Here is a 16,628-nt window from a genome sequence, read left to right as displayed (position 1 = left end):
GGAGGAGTAGAGTCCCAGCGATCCGCTCAACAAACCGTTGAAATTCTGTATCGCGGAAACTAGTCTCCACTTTACAGAATCGACCCTGCCCAGTAGTCGGGGGCCGGTAGGTGGGTCGTCACGAGGGAAGCCTCCACCGGGGCTCCCTACACAGGTTCAACCGTCCAAGGAGTGTCCTGCCCATGGCTGCAGACCAGGAAGCTGTCGGCCCAGACCCGGTCGTCACTGTCGCCGCTCCGGTCGTCACTGTCGCCGGCCCGCGCGTCCCCCGTGCGGAGGAGGTGCTCACTCCCGAGGCGGTCCGCTTCGTGATCGGCCTCCACCGGGCTTTCGAAGGCCGCCGCCAGGAGCTGCTGGCCCGCCGCAAGACCCGCCGGACCGAGATCGCCCAGGCCGGCACCCTCGACTTCCTCCCCGAGACCGCCGCGGTCCGGGCCGGCGACTGGAAGGTCGCCCCGGCGCCCCGGGCGCTGCAGGACCGCCGGGTGGAGATCACCGGTCCGACCGACCGCAAGATGGTGATCAACGCCCTCAACTCCGGCGCCAAGGTCTGGCTCGCCGACTTCGAGGACGCCACCTCGCCCACCTGGCACGCCGTGGTCTCCGGCCAGGTCAACCTGATCGACGCCTTCGAGGGCCGGATCGACTTCACCTCCGAGCAGGGCAAGGCCTACACCCTCAAGCCCGCCGAGCAGCTGGCCACCGTGGTGGTCCGCCCGCGCGGCTGGCACCTGGACGAGAACCACCTGCTGGTGGACGGCGTGCCGGTGGCGGGTGCCCTCTTCGACTTCGGCCTCTACTTCTTCCACAACGCGGCCCGGCTGCTGGCCAAGGGCGAGTCCGACCCCAACTCCGGCCCGTACTTCTACCTGCCGAAGACGGAGAGCCACCTGGAGGCCCGGCTCTGGAACGAGGTCTTCACCCACGCCCAGCGCGAGCTCGGCATCCCGCACGGCACCATCCGGGCCACCGTGCTGATCGAGACCATCATGGCCGCCTTCGAGATGGACGAGATCCTCTACGAACTGCGCGACCACGCCGCCGGGTTGAACGCCGGCCGGTGGGACTACCTGTTCTCGATCGTGAAGAACTTCCGCGACGCCGGCGAGCGCTACATCCTGCCGGACCGCAACAGCGTCGGCATGACCTCGCCCTTCATGGCCGCCTACGCCCGGCTGCTGGTGCAGACCTGCCACAAGCGCGGCGCGCACGCGATCGGCGGCATGGCCGCGTTCATCCCCTCCCGCAAGGACCCCGAGGTGAACGCCGCCGCGCTGGAGAAGGTCAAGGCGGACAAGGACCGGGAGGCCGGCGGCGGCTTCGACGGCTCCTGGGTCGCCCACCCCGACCTGGTGCCGGTCGCCCGCGCCAGCTTCGACGCGGTGCTCGGCGAGCGCCCGAACCAGAAGGACAACCCGGGCTCGGACGACCAGGTGACGGCCGCTCAGCTGCTGGACGTCGCGGGCGCCGGCGGCCACTGCACCGAGGCCGGCCTGCAGAACGCCGTCGCCGTCGGCCTGCGCTACTGCGAGGCCTGGCTGCGCGGCCTGGGCGCGGTCGGCATCTTCAACATGATGGAGGACGCCGCCACCGCCGAGATCTCCCGCTCGCAGATCTGGCAGTGGATCCACAACGGCGTGGTGCTCGCCGACACCGGCGAGAAGGCCACCGCGGAGCTGACCCGGCGGCTGATCGCCGAGGAGCTCGACACGGTCCGGGCCGAGTTGGGCGACGGGGTGTTCGCGGCCGGCCGGTGGGCCGAGGCGCGCGAGCTCTTCGAGCAGGTGGCGCTCGCCGAGGAGTTCGCCGACTTCCTGACCCTGCCAGGCTACGCACTGCTCGGCTGACCGCTTACTGCCATTGTGTACGGTCCGCCGGGGCGAACACTCCCCGGTGGACCGTGCACCCCTGTTGAGATGGAGTCACATTGACGGTCCGGATGTTCTTCAACGGTCAGGCGATGCGCGGCGGTGAGTTCCACGCCAAGCTCGGCGACGCGCCGTTCCTCGGCGAGGTGCGCACCGCGCCCGGGTACCGGTTCTTCTCGATCGGTGACGTCTGCCCGGGCCTGCAGCCGGACCCGGCCGTGGCGAGCGTGATCGAGGGCGAGCTCTACGAGCTGAGCCTGGAGCTGCTGCGCGACGTGATCCTGCCCGGCGAGCCGCGCGAGCTGGAGCTCGGCATCATCGAGCTGGCCGACGGCTCGGCCTGCTTCTCGATGCTGCTGTCCCGCGGTGAGCTGGAGCGCGGCGTGCACCGCGAGATCACCGAGCACGGCGGTTGGCGCCGCTACCTGGGTACCCTGGGCCGCAGCTTCTAGGACCGATCCGCCGGCACCCGCCAACGGCCCCCGGAAACAGGGCCGTTGACGGGTGCTTTCGCACATCCGAAGGGTGCGTATACGGATCAACGAGTTGTTGAAATCCACAGCTCGGAAGCCTTGACGCTCCATCGGGCCGCCCCCTACTTTAATTTCGTATCCCAAAAGCAGGATTCCGCATCGTGGAAGCACGATGGGGGAGACGAGTTGACGCAGGAGTGACCGATGCCTCGAATGACAGCCGCCCGCGCCGCAGTTGAGATCCTCAAGCGCGAAGGTGTCGAGGTCGCGTTCGGCGTGCCGGGCGCCGCGATCAACCCCTTCTACCGGGCGCTCAAGGAGGGTGGCGGGATCCGGCACACGCTGGCCCGCCACGTCGAGGGCGCCTCCCACATGGCCGAGGGCTACACCCGCACCAAGGCCGGCAACATCGGCGTCTGCATCGGCACCTCGGGCCCGGCCGGCACCGACATGATCACCGGCCTCTACTCGGCGATCGCCGACTCGATCCCGATCCTGTGCATCACCGGCCAGGCGCCGGTCGCCAAGCTGCACACCGAGGACTTCCAGGCCGTCGACATCGCCTCGATCGCCCGCCCGGTCACCAAGGCCGCCACCACCGTGCTGGAGGCCGCCCAGGTCCCCGGCGTCTTCCAGCAGGCCTTCCACCTGATGCGCTCCGGCCGCCCCGGCCCGGTCCTCATCGACCTGCCGATCGACGTCCAGCTGACCGAGATCGAGTTCGACCCGGAGACCTACGAGCCGCTGCCGGTCTACAAGCCGGCCGCCACCCGGGCCCAGGCCGAGAAGGCGATCAAGTTCCTGCTGGAGTCCGAGCGCCCGCTGATCGTCGCCGGCGGCGGCATCATCAACGCCGACGCGGCCGACCTGCTGGTCGAGTTCGCCGAGCTGACCGGCACCCCGGTCATCCCCACCCTGATGGGCTGGGGCACCATCGCGGACGACCACGAGCTGAACGCCGGCATGGTCGGCGTGCAGACCTCGCACCGCTACGGCAACGAGAACTTCCTCGCCTCGGACTTCGTCCTGGGCATCGGCAACCGCTGGGCCAACCGCCACACCGGCTACAAGCTGGACGTCTACCGCGGCGAGCGCAAGTTCGTCCACGTGGACATCGAGCCCACCCAGATCGGCAAGATCTTCGCCCCGGACTTCGGCATCGCCTCGGACGCCAAGGCCGCGCTGGAGCTCTTCGTCCAGATCGCCAAGGAGCTCAAGGCCGCCGGGCAGCTGCCCGACCGCGCCGGCTGGGTCGCCGAGACCCAGGAGCGCAAGGCGACCCTGCAGCGCCGCACCCACTTCGACAACATCCCGATGAAGCCGCAGCGGGTGTACGAGGAGATGAACAAGGCGTTCGGGCCGGAGACCCGCTACGTCACCACGATCGGCCTCTCGCAGATCGCCGGCGCCCAGATGCTGCACGTCTACAAGCCGCGGCACTGGATCAACTGCGGCCAGGCCGGCCCGCTGGGCTGGACCATCCCGGCCGCGCTCGGCGTCGCCACCGCCGACCGGGAGACCCCGGTGGTCGCGCTCTCCGGCGACTACGACTTCCAGTTCATGCTGGAGGAGCTGGCCGTCGGCGCCCAGCACAAGATCCCCTACGTCCACGTGCTGGTGAACAACGCCTACCTGGGCCTGATCCGCCAGGCGCAGATCGGCCTGGACATCAACTTCCAGGTCAACCTGGAGTTCGAGAACATCAACTCGCCCGAGCTCGGCGTCTACGGCGTGGACCACGTCAAGGTCGTCGAGGGCCTGGGTTGCAAGGCGATCCGGGTCACCGACCCGAACGAGCTCGGCGCCGCCTTCGAGCAGGCCAAGAAGCTGGCCGCCGAGTTCCAGGTGCCGGTCGTGGTCGAGGCGATCCTGGAGCGGGTCACCAACATCTCGATGAGCCCGACCCAGGACATCAGCGCGGTCAAGGAGTTCGAGGAGCTGGCCACCGAGCCCGGCCACGCGCCGACCGCGATCCGGACCCTGAAGGTCTGACACAGCGGTAGAGACTCCGAGGGCCCGCCGGACACTGTCGTCCGGCGGGCCCTCGGCTGTCCTGCCGCTACTGCTTCGCGGGGGTGGGGCAGGGGGTGCCCCGGTTCAGCCCGTAGTTCCCGGTGACCTGGTAGGTGCCCGGGGCGGTCGCGTGCAGCACCGTCCAGTCGCCCGACTGGGCCAGGCAGCCGTGCTGGTCGTCGGTGTGCCCGGCCAGGCCCAGCCAGGGGGAGTACGGCAGCTTCAGCCGGACCTCGCCGGCGGCCGGCACCGAGACGGTCAGCGAGGCCGCGTCGGCCTTCTCCACCACGGCCGGCGGGTCGGCCAGCGGGGTCGGGTCGGCCACCTGGTAGACCGTCCAGCTGCCGTACTGCCAGACCTGGCGCAGGTAGGGCTGGCCGGAGCGGACCAGCTCGGCCTCCTGGACCGCCGCGTCGTCCGGCTTGGCGTCGGAGAGCGCGACGTAGCCGACGCCCCACTCGCGCAGCCAGTCGTGGTACTGGTCCGCCGTCAGGTGGTCGGTGTAGAAGAGCGGGTTGCGGGTGGTGTCCGCCTGCCGGTTCCAGCCGCGCGCCAGGTTCACGTACGGCGCCACCCCGCTGGCCTCCCAGTGCGAGGAGAGCGGGACCACCTCGACCCGGGTGCGCTCGCCGCCGAGCGACTTCAGCTCGTCGATCAGCGCGCCGCCGTCGCGGGCCGGCGGGGTCACCGGCACGGTCACCACCAGGTCGCCGATGGTCCGCCCGGTCAGCCAGCCGGCCACCGCCAGGAAGGCCACCAGCACCGCCACGGCCCGCCGGCGGCCCATCCGCACGCCGGTCAGCACCGCCAGCAGCGCCGTGCCGGCGAACAGCAGGCTGAGCCGCTCGACGTTGCTGCCCACCGGCGAGGGGACGAAGAAGACCAGCATCACGCCGACCGCGTACACCAGCCCGGCCCGGCGCAGCGCGGTCCACTCGCGCGGCGCGAAGTACACCGCCGCCAGCGCGGCCGCCACCACCGGCACGGTGCTGTGGAAGCTGAACGGCTGCATGCCGTTGAACGGGAAGAGCAGCGTGGTGCCGCCGACCACCACGGCCGGCGCGGCGAACAGCGGGTAGGCGTCCCGCCGACGGCCGGTCAGGAAGAGCCCGGCGCCGACCACCTCCAGGAAGAGCCCGACCACCGGGCTGCCCATGGTGCCCAGCGCGGCCAGCCCGAACAGCGCCAGCCAGCGCAGCCGCGGACCCCGGTAGCAGTACGCCAGCAGGGTCGCGGCCAGCCCGAAGGCCAGCCCGAGGGCGAAGGTGACCCGCCCGGAGGCCACGTCGCACCAGAGCGCGAAGGCCGTCCACAGGGCCGCCGGCAGCGGCCGGCGCACCCCGCTCCTGATCAGCAGCTGCGCGGCCAGGGCGGCGCTCGCCACGCCCGCCAGCAGGCCGGTGGTGCGCACGCCGATGGCGCCCATCAGGTACGGCGAGAGCACGCTGTACGAGGCGGTGTGCATGCCGCCGTACCAGGACAGGTTGTAGGCCGACTCGGGGTGCTGCTTGGCGAAGTCGGTCCAGGCGTACTGGGCGGACAGGTCGCCCGCGTCGTTGGCCAGCCAGAGCACCCAGACCAGGTGCAGCAGCAGGGACAGCAGCACCGCGGCGACCACCGGGTGGCGCGGCGCCGAGCGCAGCGCGCCGCGCAGGCCGCCGGGGCGGGCCGGTAGGCGGGCGGAGGGGATCGCCGATCCCACGGAGCTCATTCGGATCCGGCCTTTCCCTTGGTGCACGTTCGACCCACTAACTTACGTCGTGCCCGTTCCCGCGATTGACCGGGGCCGGGCACGCCGCAGCCCCGGACCCTCGCCGTGGGTCCGGGGCTGCGGTCCGCCCGCCACCGGTGAAGGGCGGGCGGAGTCCGGGTCACGCACCGTCCCTGGGCGGCCCGGAGTCTGGGGGTTCTAACGGATCAGTGGCTCGGTGGCTCAGCCGCGCGCGGCCAGGTCGCGCGCGGCCTTGGCGCAGGCCAGCGCGATCTGGTCCTCGTTGACCGTGGTCAGCCGGTCGTTCTCGACCACCGCGTTGCCGTTCACGAAGAGCGCGGCGAGCGGCGGGAGCGCGCCGAAGGTCAGCGCGGCGACCGGGTCGGCGATCGAGGAGTGCATGATCCCGTCGACCTTCCAGAGCGCCAGGTCGGCCAGCTTGCCGACCTCGATCGAGCCGATCTCGTTCTGCCGGCCGAGCACCCGGGCGCCGCCCATGGTGCCCAGGCGCAGCGCCTGGCGGCCGGTGAGCGCGGTCGGGGAGCCGTGCAGGCGGTTGATCAGCAGGGCGTTGCGCAGCTCGGTGCCGAGCTCGCCGGACTCGTTGGAGGCGGTGCCGTCCACGCCCAGGCCGACCGGGACGCCGGCCTTCAGCATGTCGGGCACCCGGGCGATGCCGGCGGCCAGGCGGGCGTTGGAGGAGGGGCAGTGCGCCACGCCGGTGCCGGTCTCGGCGAACTTGGCGATGTCGGAGTCGTTCATGTGGACGCAGTGCGCCATCCACACGTCCTCGCCGAGCCAGCCGGTGGACTCGAAGTAGTCGGTCGGGCCCATGCCGAAGAGCTGCTTGCAGAACGCCTCCTCCTCGGCCGTCTCCGAGCCGTGGGTGTGCAGCCGCACGCCCTTGCGGCGGGCCAGCACGGCGGCCTCGCGCATCAGTTCGGTGGAGACCGAGAACGGCGAGCAGGGGGCGATGGCGACGTGCAGCATCGAGCCGAAGGAGGAGTCGTGCCACTTGTCCACGGCCGCCTCGGAGGCGATCAGGATCTCCTCGGTGGTCTCCACCGCGTGGTCCGGGGGCAGGCCGCCGTCCTTCTTGCTGCGGTCCATCGAGCCGCGCAGCGCGGTGAAGCGCAGGCCGAGCTGCTGGACGGCCTCGATCGAGGCGCCCAGGATGTCGCCGCCGTCCTTGGGGAAGACGTAGTGGTGGTCGCTGGCGGTGGTGCAGCCGGACTTGAGCAGCGCGGCGGCCGAGCCCAGCGAGGCGGCGTGCACCAGCTGGTCGTCGATCCGGGCCCAGGTCGGGTACAGCGCGACCAGCCAGTCGAAGAGGATGTTGTCCTGGGCCAGGCCCCGGGTGATCCACTGGTAGAAGTGGTGGTGGGTGTTGACCAGGCCGGGGGTGACCAGGTGGCCCTCGGCGTTGATCCGGCGCACCACGTTGTCGAGCCAGGAGGGGGCCGGGCCGTCGCCGACCGACTCGATCAGGTTGCCCTTGATCACCACGTGACCGCGGGCGTACTCGGTGTCGTTCCCGTCGACGGTGGCGATGGCGGCGTTCTCGATGACGATCCGCTGGTCTGCGGACGGCGGCTGCACCGACATGGTGACTCTCCTAGGGAGTGGGGTTGAGTGGACTGCGCGGTCCGACTCTGCGTCAGGGAAGGAGTGACGGGTCGTCGGACCGCGCGGTCCGGCCAGGGGTCACCGCCGTCTGGGTGAAGGGCGGCCCGAGGGCGGGACGGCGGAGCAGAATCCCTCGGGTGGCGCTGGCGGACCGGCGGGTCAGACGACCGGGATGACCGGGACGACGCCCTCGCGGTGCACGGTGCCCTCGATCAGGCCGTACATGCGGTCGGCCGCGTAGTAGACCTCGTTGTCGTTCTTGAGGCCGAACGGCTCCAGGTCCACCAGGAAGTGGTGCTTGTTCGGGAGCTCCAGGCGGACCTCGTCGACCTCGGCGCGGTTGTTCAGCACCCGGGTGCCCATCGCGTGCAGGGTCTGCTGCAGCGAGTAGGAGTAGGTCTCGGCGAAGGCCTCCAGCATGTGCCGGCGCACGTGCTGGTAGGAGCGGTTCCAGTTGGGCTGGACCTCGTCGTTCTCACCGGTGAAGGAGTACTTCCAACGGGCCGTCACCTGGGTGGCCAGGATCCGGTCGTAGGCCTCCTGCAGGGTGGTGTACTTGTCCTTGATGTAGCCCCAGAACTCGGAGTTGGTCGTGTTCATCACGATCAGGTCCTTGAGGCCGGAGATCACCTGCACCTTGGTGCCGTCGAACACCACCTCGGTGGTGCGGACCTCGCCGCCGTCCCGCACGAAGGAGTGGCCGACCTCGTCGGCGCCGATGAAGCGCGAGGAGCTGTCCGGCGTCTTGATCCGGTTCCAGGTGTACTCCTCGATCCGGATCCGGGCGCTGTGCACCACGCCGCGCTCCGTGTCGTTCACGAAGTGCCGGGCCAGCAGGATGCCGAAGGCCTCCGCCGACTCGATCCCGTACTCCTTGGCGAAGGCGTACACGGTGTTCTTGGTGGTGTCGGTGGGCAGGCAGTTGGCGTTCGAGCCGGTGAGGTGGACGTCCTCGAAGTCGCCCTGGAGGGAGACCGAGACGTTCATGTCCTTGACCTCGTGACGGGTGCTGTCACGGTAGACCCGGACGATCCGGTTCTCAGCCTTGCCGTACTGGTTCTGACCGAGCACGTGGGCCATCGTGGGCTCCTTGCTGTCTAGCTTCCGCGGTAGACGGAATATCCGAAGGGGTTCAGCAGCAGCGGCACGTGGTAGTGGTGCTGCGCGGGCGCGACCGTGAAGACGATCGAGACCTCGGGGAAGAACGGCGGCTCCGACGACGACCGCGCGTAGTACGCGGCAGTGTCGAAGGTCAGCCGGACGACCGAGCCCGCCTCCACGGCCGGCAGGTCCTTGGCCCGGCCGTCGGAGTCCGTGGCGGAGGCGCCGAGCACCTTCCAACCACCCTCGGTGGTGAGTGCCAGCTCGACCGGAACCCCCTCGGCCGGCCGGCCGAGGCTGGTGTCGAGCACGTGCGTGGAGATGCCAGTCATGGCGAGTGACCTTACTGGTGGCTGGGTGTGACTATCCGTCAGATCTGACGGTAGATCAGTTCGTCTCGTCCAGGAGTCTGTTGAGACGGATGTCGTTGATCTTGCGCAGTTCGCCGCGGACGATCTCGGCCTCGGCGGCCGGGGTGTTCGGGTACCGCTCGCGCAGTGCGTCGAGCATGGTGCCGGCGGTGCGGCCGGTGGCGCAGATCAGGAAGACGTGGCCGAACTTCGCCTCGTAGGCGGCGTTGGCCGAGTCGAGCTCGTCGAGGAGTGCCTGGTCGACTCCCCGGATGCCGGCCTGCTCGCGCTCCGAGGTGGCGTCGCCCGTCTTGGGCTTGCCGATCCGGGCGTGCCCGGCCATCGCGTCGGCCAGGTCGGCGGTGGTCAGGGCGGCCATCGCGGCGGCGTTGGCGGCCAGCAGGGCGGTCCGGTCGGACCACGGCCGGGCCGCCGCGACCTCGGCGGCCCAACGGGGGCTGGAGCAGACCTCGTGGAGCGTCTCCTCCAGCGCGGCGGGCTCGGCCGCCGCCAGCGCCGCGAGGGCGCCGGGCGCGTCAACTGACGCGTGGGGGTGGTTGGTCACGGGTGGACCTCCTGAAGAGTGGTGCCACCCGCACAAGCTAGATCCACCACCCCCGGCCGTCAACACTTTGTTGAAGCCTTGGTGGTTACGTTTCGAACCGCCGGCGGTGACCGGCCCGATTCGTGTGTGATCCGCCAAGTGTGTCCGGATCCCGGCTCGGCGAGACTTTGCAGCGTCGGTCGGGTCCCGGCCCACCGGCCGGAACCCCCGGACTCAGTCGGACTTCGGTCCGTCGGTCTGGCGGTTCAGGTAGTTGTACACCGTGAACCGGCTGACGCCCAGGGCGGACGCGACGGTCTCCACACCGTGTCGAACGGTGAAGGCCCCGCGCTCCTCCAGGAGCGCGACGACCCGCTGCTTCTCCAGCCGGTCCAGCTCGTTGAGCGGCCGGCCGTCGTACTGGCGGGCCATGTCGGCGAGCAGCCGGTCCAGCGCACTGCTCAGGTGCGGCAGCCGGATCGCGACCGCCGGCGCGCCCTCCCAGTCCAGGACGACGTCGTCCGGCTTCGCCTCGTCGAGCGCGAGCGCGGCCGCGCCGACGGCGTCCAGCAGCGGCTTGATCGCCGTGGTGAGCGGGTGCTCGGGGGCGTCGGTCACTGGTTATCCCCTCCTTCCTCCGTCGGCACGACGCTGACCTGGAAGGAGATCCGGCTGGCGCCGGCCCCCAGGCTGTCGTGCAGCAGTCGGGTCACCGCGGTGAGCACCTGCTCGGCCTCCCCTTCGGCACTGGTGCCGAAGGGTCCGACCGAGACCTCCAGGCCGGCCTCGTCCACCACTCGGCGGGCGGCGGCGGCGTGGGGCGGGAAGGTGTCCAGCTCGAACGGTTCTGTCGTGAACTCCACCATCAATCGCACTCGCTCACTGTATCGAGCGGCTGGTCAGGGGTGATGGGAGAGTTGCCCCGAGGTTGCTTCAACAAACTGTTGCAGAGGCCTTGACAGTTCCTCGGGTCCGCATGGCAAGCTTCCACTAAGCAGAAACAGTCTTCCGCATTGTGGAAGAGATGAGGAAGGGTGAGCGACGTGACGGCCGCTTCCGCGTGGGCCTCTGTCAAGGGGCGCGCCACTGTCAACCTGTCCATCCTGTTCAGCGAACTGCCGCTGCTGGAGCGCCCGGCCGCCGCCGCCGCGCTCGGCTTCACGGCCGCTGAGCTCTGGTGGCCCTTCGGTACCGAGAGCACCCCCGGCGAGGCCGAGCTCGACCAGCTGCGCAAGGCGTTCTCCGACGCCGGCGTCCGGCTGACCGGCCTGAACTTCCTCGACGACCTGTCGGTCGGCGCCAAGGGCACCGCCTCCGTCCCCGCCGAGAGCGACCGGTTCCGGGAGAACATCCCGGTGGCCGTGGCGCTGGCCGAGTCGCTCGGCGCCGGCGCGCTGAACGCCATCTACGGCAACCGGGTGCCGGACGCCACGGCGGCCGAGCAGGACGAGCTGGCCCTGGAGAACCTGACCCGCGCCGCCCAGGCCGCGCACGCGATCGGCGCCGTGCTGCTGATCGAGGCGCTGAACCGCAACGACGCGCCGGACTACCCGCTGCACACCGCGGCCGCCGCCGTCGAGGTGGTGGACCGGATCAACGCGGCCACCGGGCTCGGGAACGCCAAGTTCCTGCTCGACCTCTACCACCTCGCGGTCAACGGCGAGGACCTGGAAGCCGTGATCGACACCCACGCCGACAAGGTCGGCCACGTGCAGATCGCCGACTTCCCCGGTCGCAACGAGCCGGGCACCGGCACGCTCGACCTGGCCGGCCTGCTCGACCGGCTCACCGCGGCCGGCTACACCGGCCCGATCGGCCTGGAGTACAAGCCCGCCTCCGGCGTCAGCGCCGACAGCTTCGAGTGGCTGCCGCGCGAGCTGCGCGCCGCCCAGGCCGGCTGACCTCACCAAGCCCCCGCTTCTTCTCCCTAAGGAACCACCAGATGAGCCGCAAGATCGCTTTCATCGGCCTCGGCATCATGGGCAAGCCCATGGCCATCAACCTGGTCAAGGCCGGGCACCACGTCACCGGCTTCAACCTGGAGCAGTCGGCCATCGACGCGCTGGTGGCCGAGGGCGGCCACGGCGCGACCAGCATCGCCGACGCGGTGAAGGACGCCGAGGTCGTGATCACCATGGTCCCGGCCGACCCGCACGTCGAGCAGGTCATCCTGGGCGAGGGCGGTGTGCTGGAGAACGTCGCCGCCGGCACCCTGGTGATCGACATGTCCTCGATCACCCCGCAGACCTCGATCAAGGTGGACGCCGCGGCCAAGGCCAAGGGCGTGCGCACCCTGGACGCCCCGGTCTCCGGTGGCGAGGCCGGCGCCGTCGAGGCGGTGCTGTCGATCATGGTCGGCGGCGGCGCCGACGACTTCGCCGAGGCCAAGCCGCTGTTCGACGTGCTGGGCACCACGGTCATCCACGTCGGCCCGGCCGGCGCGGGGCAGACCGTCAAGGCGGCCAACCAGCTGATCGTGGCGATCAACATCGAGGCCGTGGCCGAGGCCGTGGTCTTCCTGGAGAACGCGGGCGTGGACCTGCCGGCGGCGCTCGACGTGCTGGCCGGCGGCCTGGCCGGCTCCACGGTGCTGAACCGCAAGAAGGCCAACATGATCGACCGTCAGTTCGCCCCGGGCTTCCGGATCGACCTGCACCACAAGGACATGGGCATCGTGACCACCGCGGCCCGCGCCGTCGAGGCGCCGCTGCCGCTCGGCTCGGTCGTCGCCCAGCTGGTCGCCTCGGCCCGGGCCAACGGCGACGGCTCGCTGGACCACTCCGCGCTGCTGCGCGGTGTCGAGCGGCTGGCCGGTCGCGAGGTCAAGTGACCTTCCGCTGAAGACTCCTCCTGGTGGCGTGTACCTGTCCGGTCGTGCCCGCGCCACCAGGAGGGCACTCCCGGTCGGCGGGGAGGGCTGGGGCTCATCCGTCCACCCGCCGACCGCACCAACCGGCGGCGCCGCGCACTTCGGTCGTGCGCTGTGCGTCGCCCGGCCCCCTCTCCGCCGAGGGGAGCCTCCCGTACGTCGGAAGCGGGACGGGAGGAACGGCGGAGAGGGGGTCGCACCACACCCCGGACGCCGACCGGCAGGATTGACGCACCATCAGTTCGATTCGGAAGTGAGGCCCGCACCATGCCCGCCACCCCCGCCCAGGGCCATGTGGTCGTAGCTCCCGACAAGTTCAAGGGCACCCTGGAGGGTGCCGAGGTCGCCGCCCGCCTGGCGGCCGGCATCCGCCGGGTGCTGCCCGACCTCGACGTGCGCGAACTGCCCGTCGCCGACGGCGGCGAGGGCACCCTGGCCGCCGCGCTGGCGGCCGGCTTCACCCGGGTGCCGGCCAAGGTGGCCGGCCCCACCGGACTCCCGGTGGACGCCGCGATCGCCCTCAAGGGCGACCTCGCCGTGGTCGAGCTCGCCCAGGCCTCCGGCCTGGCCCGGCTGCCCGGCGGCCGCACCGCGCCGCTCGCGGCCGGCTCCTTCGGGGTCGGCCAGCTGATCGCCCGGGCCATCGGCCTGGGCGCCAAGCGGATCGTGCTGGGCCTGGGCGGCAGCGCCTGCACCGACGGCGGCGCCGGCATGGTGCAGGCGCTCGGCGTCAGCCTGCTGGACTCCGACGGGGTGGAGCTGCCCCCGGGCGGTGCGGCACTGCGCCGGCTGCACCGCCTGGACCCGGGCTCGCTGGCCGACCAGCTGGCCGGCGTCGAGGTGGTCGTGGCCTGCGACGTGGACAACCCGCTGCTCGGGCAGCGCGGTGCCACCGCCGTCTACGGGCCGCAGAAGGGCGCCGACGGCGAGGACCTGGTGGTCCTGGAGGCCGGGTTGACCCGCTGGGCCGAGGTGGTCCGGGAGACCACCGGACGGGACGTCAGCCAGGCCCCCGGGGCCGGCGCGGCGGGCGGGGTCGGCTTCGCCGCCCTGGCCCTGCTCGGCGCCACCATGCGACCCGGCATCGAGCTCCTGCTCGACCTGCTGGGTTTCGACGAGGCTGTGCGTGGGGCGCGCCTCGTCGTGACCGGAGAGGGCTGCCTTGACGAGCAGACGCTGCACGGCAAGGCGCCCGCCGGAGTTGCCGCGGCGGCCACCGGGGCGGGGGTTCCGGTGGCCGCTGTGGCAGGGCGCCTGGAGCTGGCCGAGAGCGAGTGGCGCGGCTTCGGTTTCGTGGCCGCCTACGCGCTGACCGACCTGGCCGAGGAGCCCGGCGACAGCCTGACCAAGGCCGCCGAACTGGCCGAGGTGGCCGGCGAGCAGCTGGCCAGGGACCTCTTGGTCCAGCCCTGATCCCCAGCGGCTCCCATCGTACTTTCCTACATTGACGTTTTGTTGAAGGCGGGCCTAGGCTCCCAGCCACCTGCACCGCAGCACCCCCAACGGAGGCCCTTGATGCAGCAGTCGCACGCGGTGATCCGCTCCCGCCGGGTCGTCCTCCCGGACGGCGAACGCCCCGCCGACGTCCTGGTCCGGGACGGGCGGATCGAGCTGATCGCCGCGCACGGCTCGCTGCCCGCCGGCGACGCACTGGTCACCGACCTCGGCGACACCGCCCTGCTGCCCGGCCTGGTCGACACCCACGTGCACGTCAACGAGCCCGGCCGGACCGAGTGGGAGGGCTTCGCCACCGGCACCCGGGCCGCCGCCGCCGGCGGCGTCACCACGATCATCGACATGCCGCTCAACTCGATACCGCCCACCACCACGGTGGCCAACCTGGCCACCAAGCGTGCGGTGGCGCAGGGCCAGGCCTGGGTGGACCTGGGCTTCTGGGGCGGCGCGATCCCCGGCAACACCGGCGACCTGGAAGGCCTGCACCGCGAGGGCGTGTTCGGCTTCAAGAGCTTCCTCGCCCCCTCCGGGGTGGACGAGTTCCCGCACGTCGAGGCCGCCGACCTGGAGGCCGCGCTGGCCGAGCAGGCCCGGCTCGGCGCGCTGGCGATCATCCACGCCGAGGACCCCAAGGTGCTGGAGGCGGCCCCGCAGGTGCCCGGCGCCCACTACCGCGACTTCCTCAACTCCCGCCCGGACGACGCCGAGTACGCCGCCGTGGCGCACCTGCTCGACACCGCCCGCCGCACCGGCGCCCGGGTGCACATCCTGCACGTCTCCTCCGCCGCGGTGCTGCCGCTGCTGGCCCAGGCCCGGGCCGACGGCGTCCAGGTGACCGCCGAGACCTGCCCGCACTACCTGACGCTGGCCGCGGAGGAGGTGCCGGACGGCGACACCGCCTTCAAGTGCTGCCCGCCGATCCGCGACGAGTCCAACCGCGACAAGCTCTGGGCGGCCCTGGCCGCCGGGGAGTTCGCCGCCATCGTCTCCGACCACTCGCCCTCCACCCCGGACCTGAAGCTGCTCCGGCGCGACGGCGGCAGCGGCGACTTCGCCAAGGCCTGGGGCGGCATCGCCTCGCTCCAGCTCGGCCTGCCGGCGATCTGGACCGAGGCCCGGCGGCGCGGCCACGCGCTGGCCGACGTGGTCCGCTGGATGTCCCAGGGCCCGGCCGAACTGGTCGGGCTGACCGGCACCAAGGGCGCCATCGCGGTCGGCTGCGACGCCGACCTGGTGGCCTTCGACCCGGACGCCGAGTTCACCGTCGACCCGGGCGGCCTGCACCACCGCAACCCGGTCACCCCCTACGCGGGCCGCATGCTGACCGGCGCGGTGCGCACCACCTGGCTGCGCGGCCGGGTGGTGGACGTGGACGGCGAGCCGTTCGGCGCGCAGCTCTCCCGCACCCGCTGATCCTTCTTCTCCGCTGAGGAGCGACGACATGAGTGACAGTCAGACCCCGGCCGCTCCCTTCACCGAGCTGGTCAACCTCGCCTCCCGGCTGCTCGGCGCCGGCGTGGTGGCCACCAACGAGGACACCTTCGCGGACGCGGAGAACCTGCTGGTCGCCAAGCCCGCCGAGTTCCGGCCGCACACCTTCGGCCACAAGGGCCAGATCATGGACGGCTGGGAGTCCAAGCGCCGGCGCGGGATCAGCGCCGAGCAGCCGCACCCCACCGACGAGGACCACGACTGGGCGGTGGTGCGGCTCGGCTCGGCCGGCCGGATCCACGGGGTGATCGTGGACACCGCGCACTTCACCGGCAACTACCCCGAGTCCGGCGCGGTGCAGGCCGCCTCGATACCCGGCAGCCCGTCGGTCGCCGAGGTCGAGGCCGCCGAGTGGACCGACATCGTGCCGCGCACCGCGCTCAAGGGCGACACCGCGCACGAGTTCGCGGTCACCGACCCGACCCGCTACACCCACGTGCGGCTGAACATCTGGCCGGACGGCGGGGTGGCCCGGCTGCGGGTGCACGGCGAGGTGCTGCCCGACCCGCGCGACCTGGACGGCCTGACCTTCGACCTGGCCGCCCAGGAGTACGGCGGGGTCGCCGAGGCCGCCTCGGACCGCTACTTCTCCTCCCCGCACAACCTGAACGCTCCCGGTCGCGCCTCCGTCATGGGCGAGGGCTGGGAGACCCGGCGTCGGCGCGACAAGGCCAACGACTGGGTACAGATCGCCCTGGCCGGGGGCGGCGAGGTCCTGGCCGTCGAGGTGGACACCACCCACTTCGTCGCCAACGCCCCCGGCTGGGCCGACCTGGTGGGATACGACGCGTCGGCCGGTGGCGACCCGGCCGCCGACCCCGACGGCTGGTTCGAGATCCTGCCGCGGACCCGGCTGCAGCCGGACACCCGGCACCGGCTCCGGGTCGATGCGGGCCGTCCCGTCACGCACGTGCGGATCAACGTCTACCCCGACGGCGGCCTGGCCCGGCTGCGGCTGACCGGCCGGCTCACCGAGTCCGGCCGCGCGGCCCTGGCACTGCGCTGGTTCGACGCGCTGCCCGCCGCCGAGGCCGCCGAGGCCCTGGCCGGCGCCGGGCTGACCGGTGACGAGGCCGCCGCGCTGGCCGCGGCCCGCCCGCTCGCCGACCCCGCCGGGGCGCGCACCG

At 71.6% G+C, this 16,628-nt stretch carries 14 protein-coding genes and 1 pseudogene; 8 read left to right on the top strand and 7 right to left on the bottom strand.

Going from position 1 to position 16,628, the window contains the following annotated elements; genetic code table 11:
* Window positions 1-182: 182 nt before the first annotated feature.
* The 3 genes from aceB to gcl all read left to right on the top strand — a co-directional run bounded on the left by aceB (window position 183) and on the right by gcl (window position 4,333).
* Window positions 183-1,847: a malate synthase A gene (aceB, locus tag FHX73_RS01430; protein WP_145902862.1), complete on the top strand. Its 1,665-nt coding sequence runs from the start codon at window positions 183-185 to the stop codon at window positions 1,845-1,847.
* 92 nt (window positions 1,848-1,939) lie between these two features.
* The gene (locus FHX73_RS01425; RefSeq protein WP_145907989.1) at window positions 1,940-2,320 is read left to right on the top strand and encodes an allophanate hydrolase-related protein; all 381 of its coding nucleotides are present in this window, start codon (window positions 1,940-1,942) and stop codon (window positions 2,318-2,320) included.
* Between the two features lie 225 nt (window positions 2,321-2,545).
* Window positions 2,546-4,333 (top strand): glyoxylate carboligase, encoded by a 1,788-nt coding sequence (gene gcl, locus FHX73_RS01420; protein WP_145902861.1) that lies wholly within the window; start codon window positions 2,546-2,548, stop codon window positions 4,331-4,333.
* A 67-nt stretch (window positions 4,334-4,400) separates the two neighbouring features.
* Here the strand turns inward: gcl and FHX73_RS01415 are convergent, their stop codons facing one another.
* The 7 genes from FHX73_RS01415 to FHX73_RS01385 all read right to left on the bottom strand — a co-directional run bounded on the left by FHX73_RS01415 (window position 4,401) and on the right by FHX73_RS01385 (window position 10,561).
* Window positions 4,401-6,065, bottom strand: coding sequence for an MFS transporter (locus FHX73_RS01415; protein WP_246213290.1), 1,665 nt, complete (start codon window positions 6,063-6,065; stop codon window positions 4,401-4,403).
* Window positions 6,066-6,287: 222 nt separating this feature from the next.
* A complete protein-coding gene (locus FHX73_RS01410) occupies window positions 6,288-7,670 on the bottom strand; it encodes an 8-oxoguanine deaminase (RefSeq protein WP_145902860.1) in 1,383 nt (460 codons plus the stop codon).
* Window positions 7,671-7,850: 180 nt separating this feature from the next.
* Window positions 7,851-8,771: a factor-independent urate hydroxylase gene (gene pucL / locus FHX73_RS01405; protein WP_145902859.1), complete on the bottom strand. Its 921-nt coding sequence runs from the start codon at window positions 8,769-8,771 to the stop codon at window positions 7,851-7,853.
* A 17-nt stretch (window positions 8,772-8,788) separates the two neighbouring features.
* Window positions 8,789-9,124, bottom strand: coding sequence for a hydroxyisourate hydrolase (gene uraH, locus FHX73_RS01400; protein ID WP_145902858.1), 336 nt, complete (start codon window positions 9,122-9,124; stop codon window positions 8,789-8,791).
* A 55-nt stretch (window positions 9,125-9,179) separates the two neighbouring features.
* Window positions 9,180-9,707, bottom strand: coding sequence for a 2-oxo-4-hydroxy-4-carboxy-5-ureidoimidazoline decarboxylase (uraD, locus tag FHX73_RS01395; RefSeq protein ID WP_170304804.1), 528 nt, complete (start codon window positions 9,705-9,707; stop codon window positions 9,180-9,182).
* 213 nt (window positions 9,708-9,920) lie between these two features.
* A complete protein-coding gene (locus FHX73_RS01390; RefSeq protein ID WP_145902857.1) occupies window positions 9,921-10,304 on the bottom strand; it encodes a helix-turn-helix domain-containing protein in 384 nt (127 codons plus the stop codon).
* Window positions 10,301-10,561 (bottom strand): thiamine-binding protein, encoded by a 261-nt coding sequence (locus FHX73_RS01385; RefSeq protein WP_145902856.1) that lies wholly within the window; start codon window positions 10,559-10,561, stop codon window positions 10,301-10,303. The genes FHX73_RS01390 and FHX73_RS01385 overlap by 4 nt, the downstream gene beginning before the upstream one ends.
* Before the next feature lie 159 nt (window positions 10,562-10,720).
* On the opposite strand from FHX73_RS01385, the gene FHX73_RS01380 reads away from it, so the two are divergent.
* The 5 genes and pseudogenes from FHX73_RS01380 to alc all read left to right on the top strand — a co-directional run.
* Window positions 10,721-11,587, top strand: a complete 867-nt coding sequence (locus tag FHX73_RS01380) for a hydroxypyruvate isomerase family protein (RefSeq protein WP_145902855.1) — start codon at window positions 10,721-10,723, stop codon at window positions 11,585-11,587.
* A gap of 41 nt (window positions 11,588-11,628) precedes the next feature.
* The gene (locus tag FHX73_RS01375) at window positions 11,629-12,516 is read left to right on the top strand and encodes a 2-hydroxy-3-oxopropionate reductase (protein WP_145902854.1); all 888 of its coding nucleotides are present in this window, start codon (window positions 11,629-11,631) and stop codon (window positions 12,514-12,516) included.
* Window positions 12,517-12,822: 306 nt separating this feature from the next.
* Window positions 12,823-13,968, top strand: coding sequence for a glycerate kinase (locus FHX73_RS01370; protein WP_145902853.1), 1,146 nt, complete (start codon window positions 12,823-12,825; stop codon window positions 13,966-13,968).
* A 102-nt stretch (window positions 13,969-14,070) separates the two neighbouring features.
* Window positions 14,071-15,423, top strand: coding sequence for an allantoinase AllB (gene allB / locus FHX73_RS01365; RefSeq protein ID WP_145902852.1), 1,353 nt, complete (start codon window positions 14,071-14,073; stop codon window positions 15,421-15,423).
* A 28-nt stretch (window positions 15,424-15,451) separates the two neighbouring features.
* Window positions 15,452-16,504, top strand: a pseudogene (gene alc, locus FHX73_RS01360) (allantoicase); the annotation flags it as partial.
* Between the last annotated feature and the right edge of the window lie 124 nt (window positions 16,505-16,628).

Source organism: Kitasatospora viridis (assembly GCF_007829815.1).
Lineage (GTDB): Bacteria > Actinomycetota > Actinomycetes > Streptomycetales > Streptomycetaceae > Kitasatospora > Kitasatospora viridis.
This window is presented reverse-complemented; position numbering and strand designations above follow the sequence as displayed.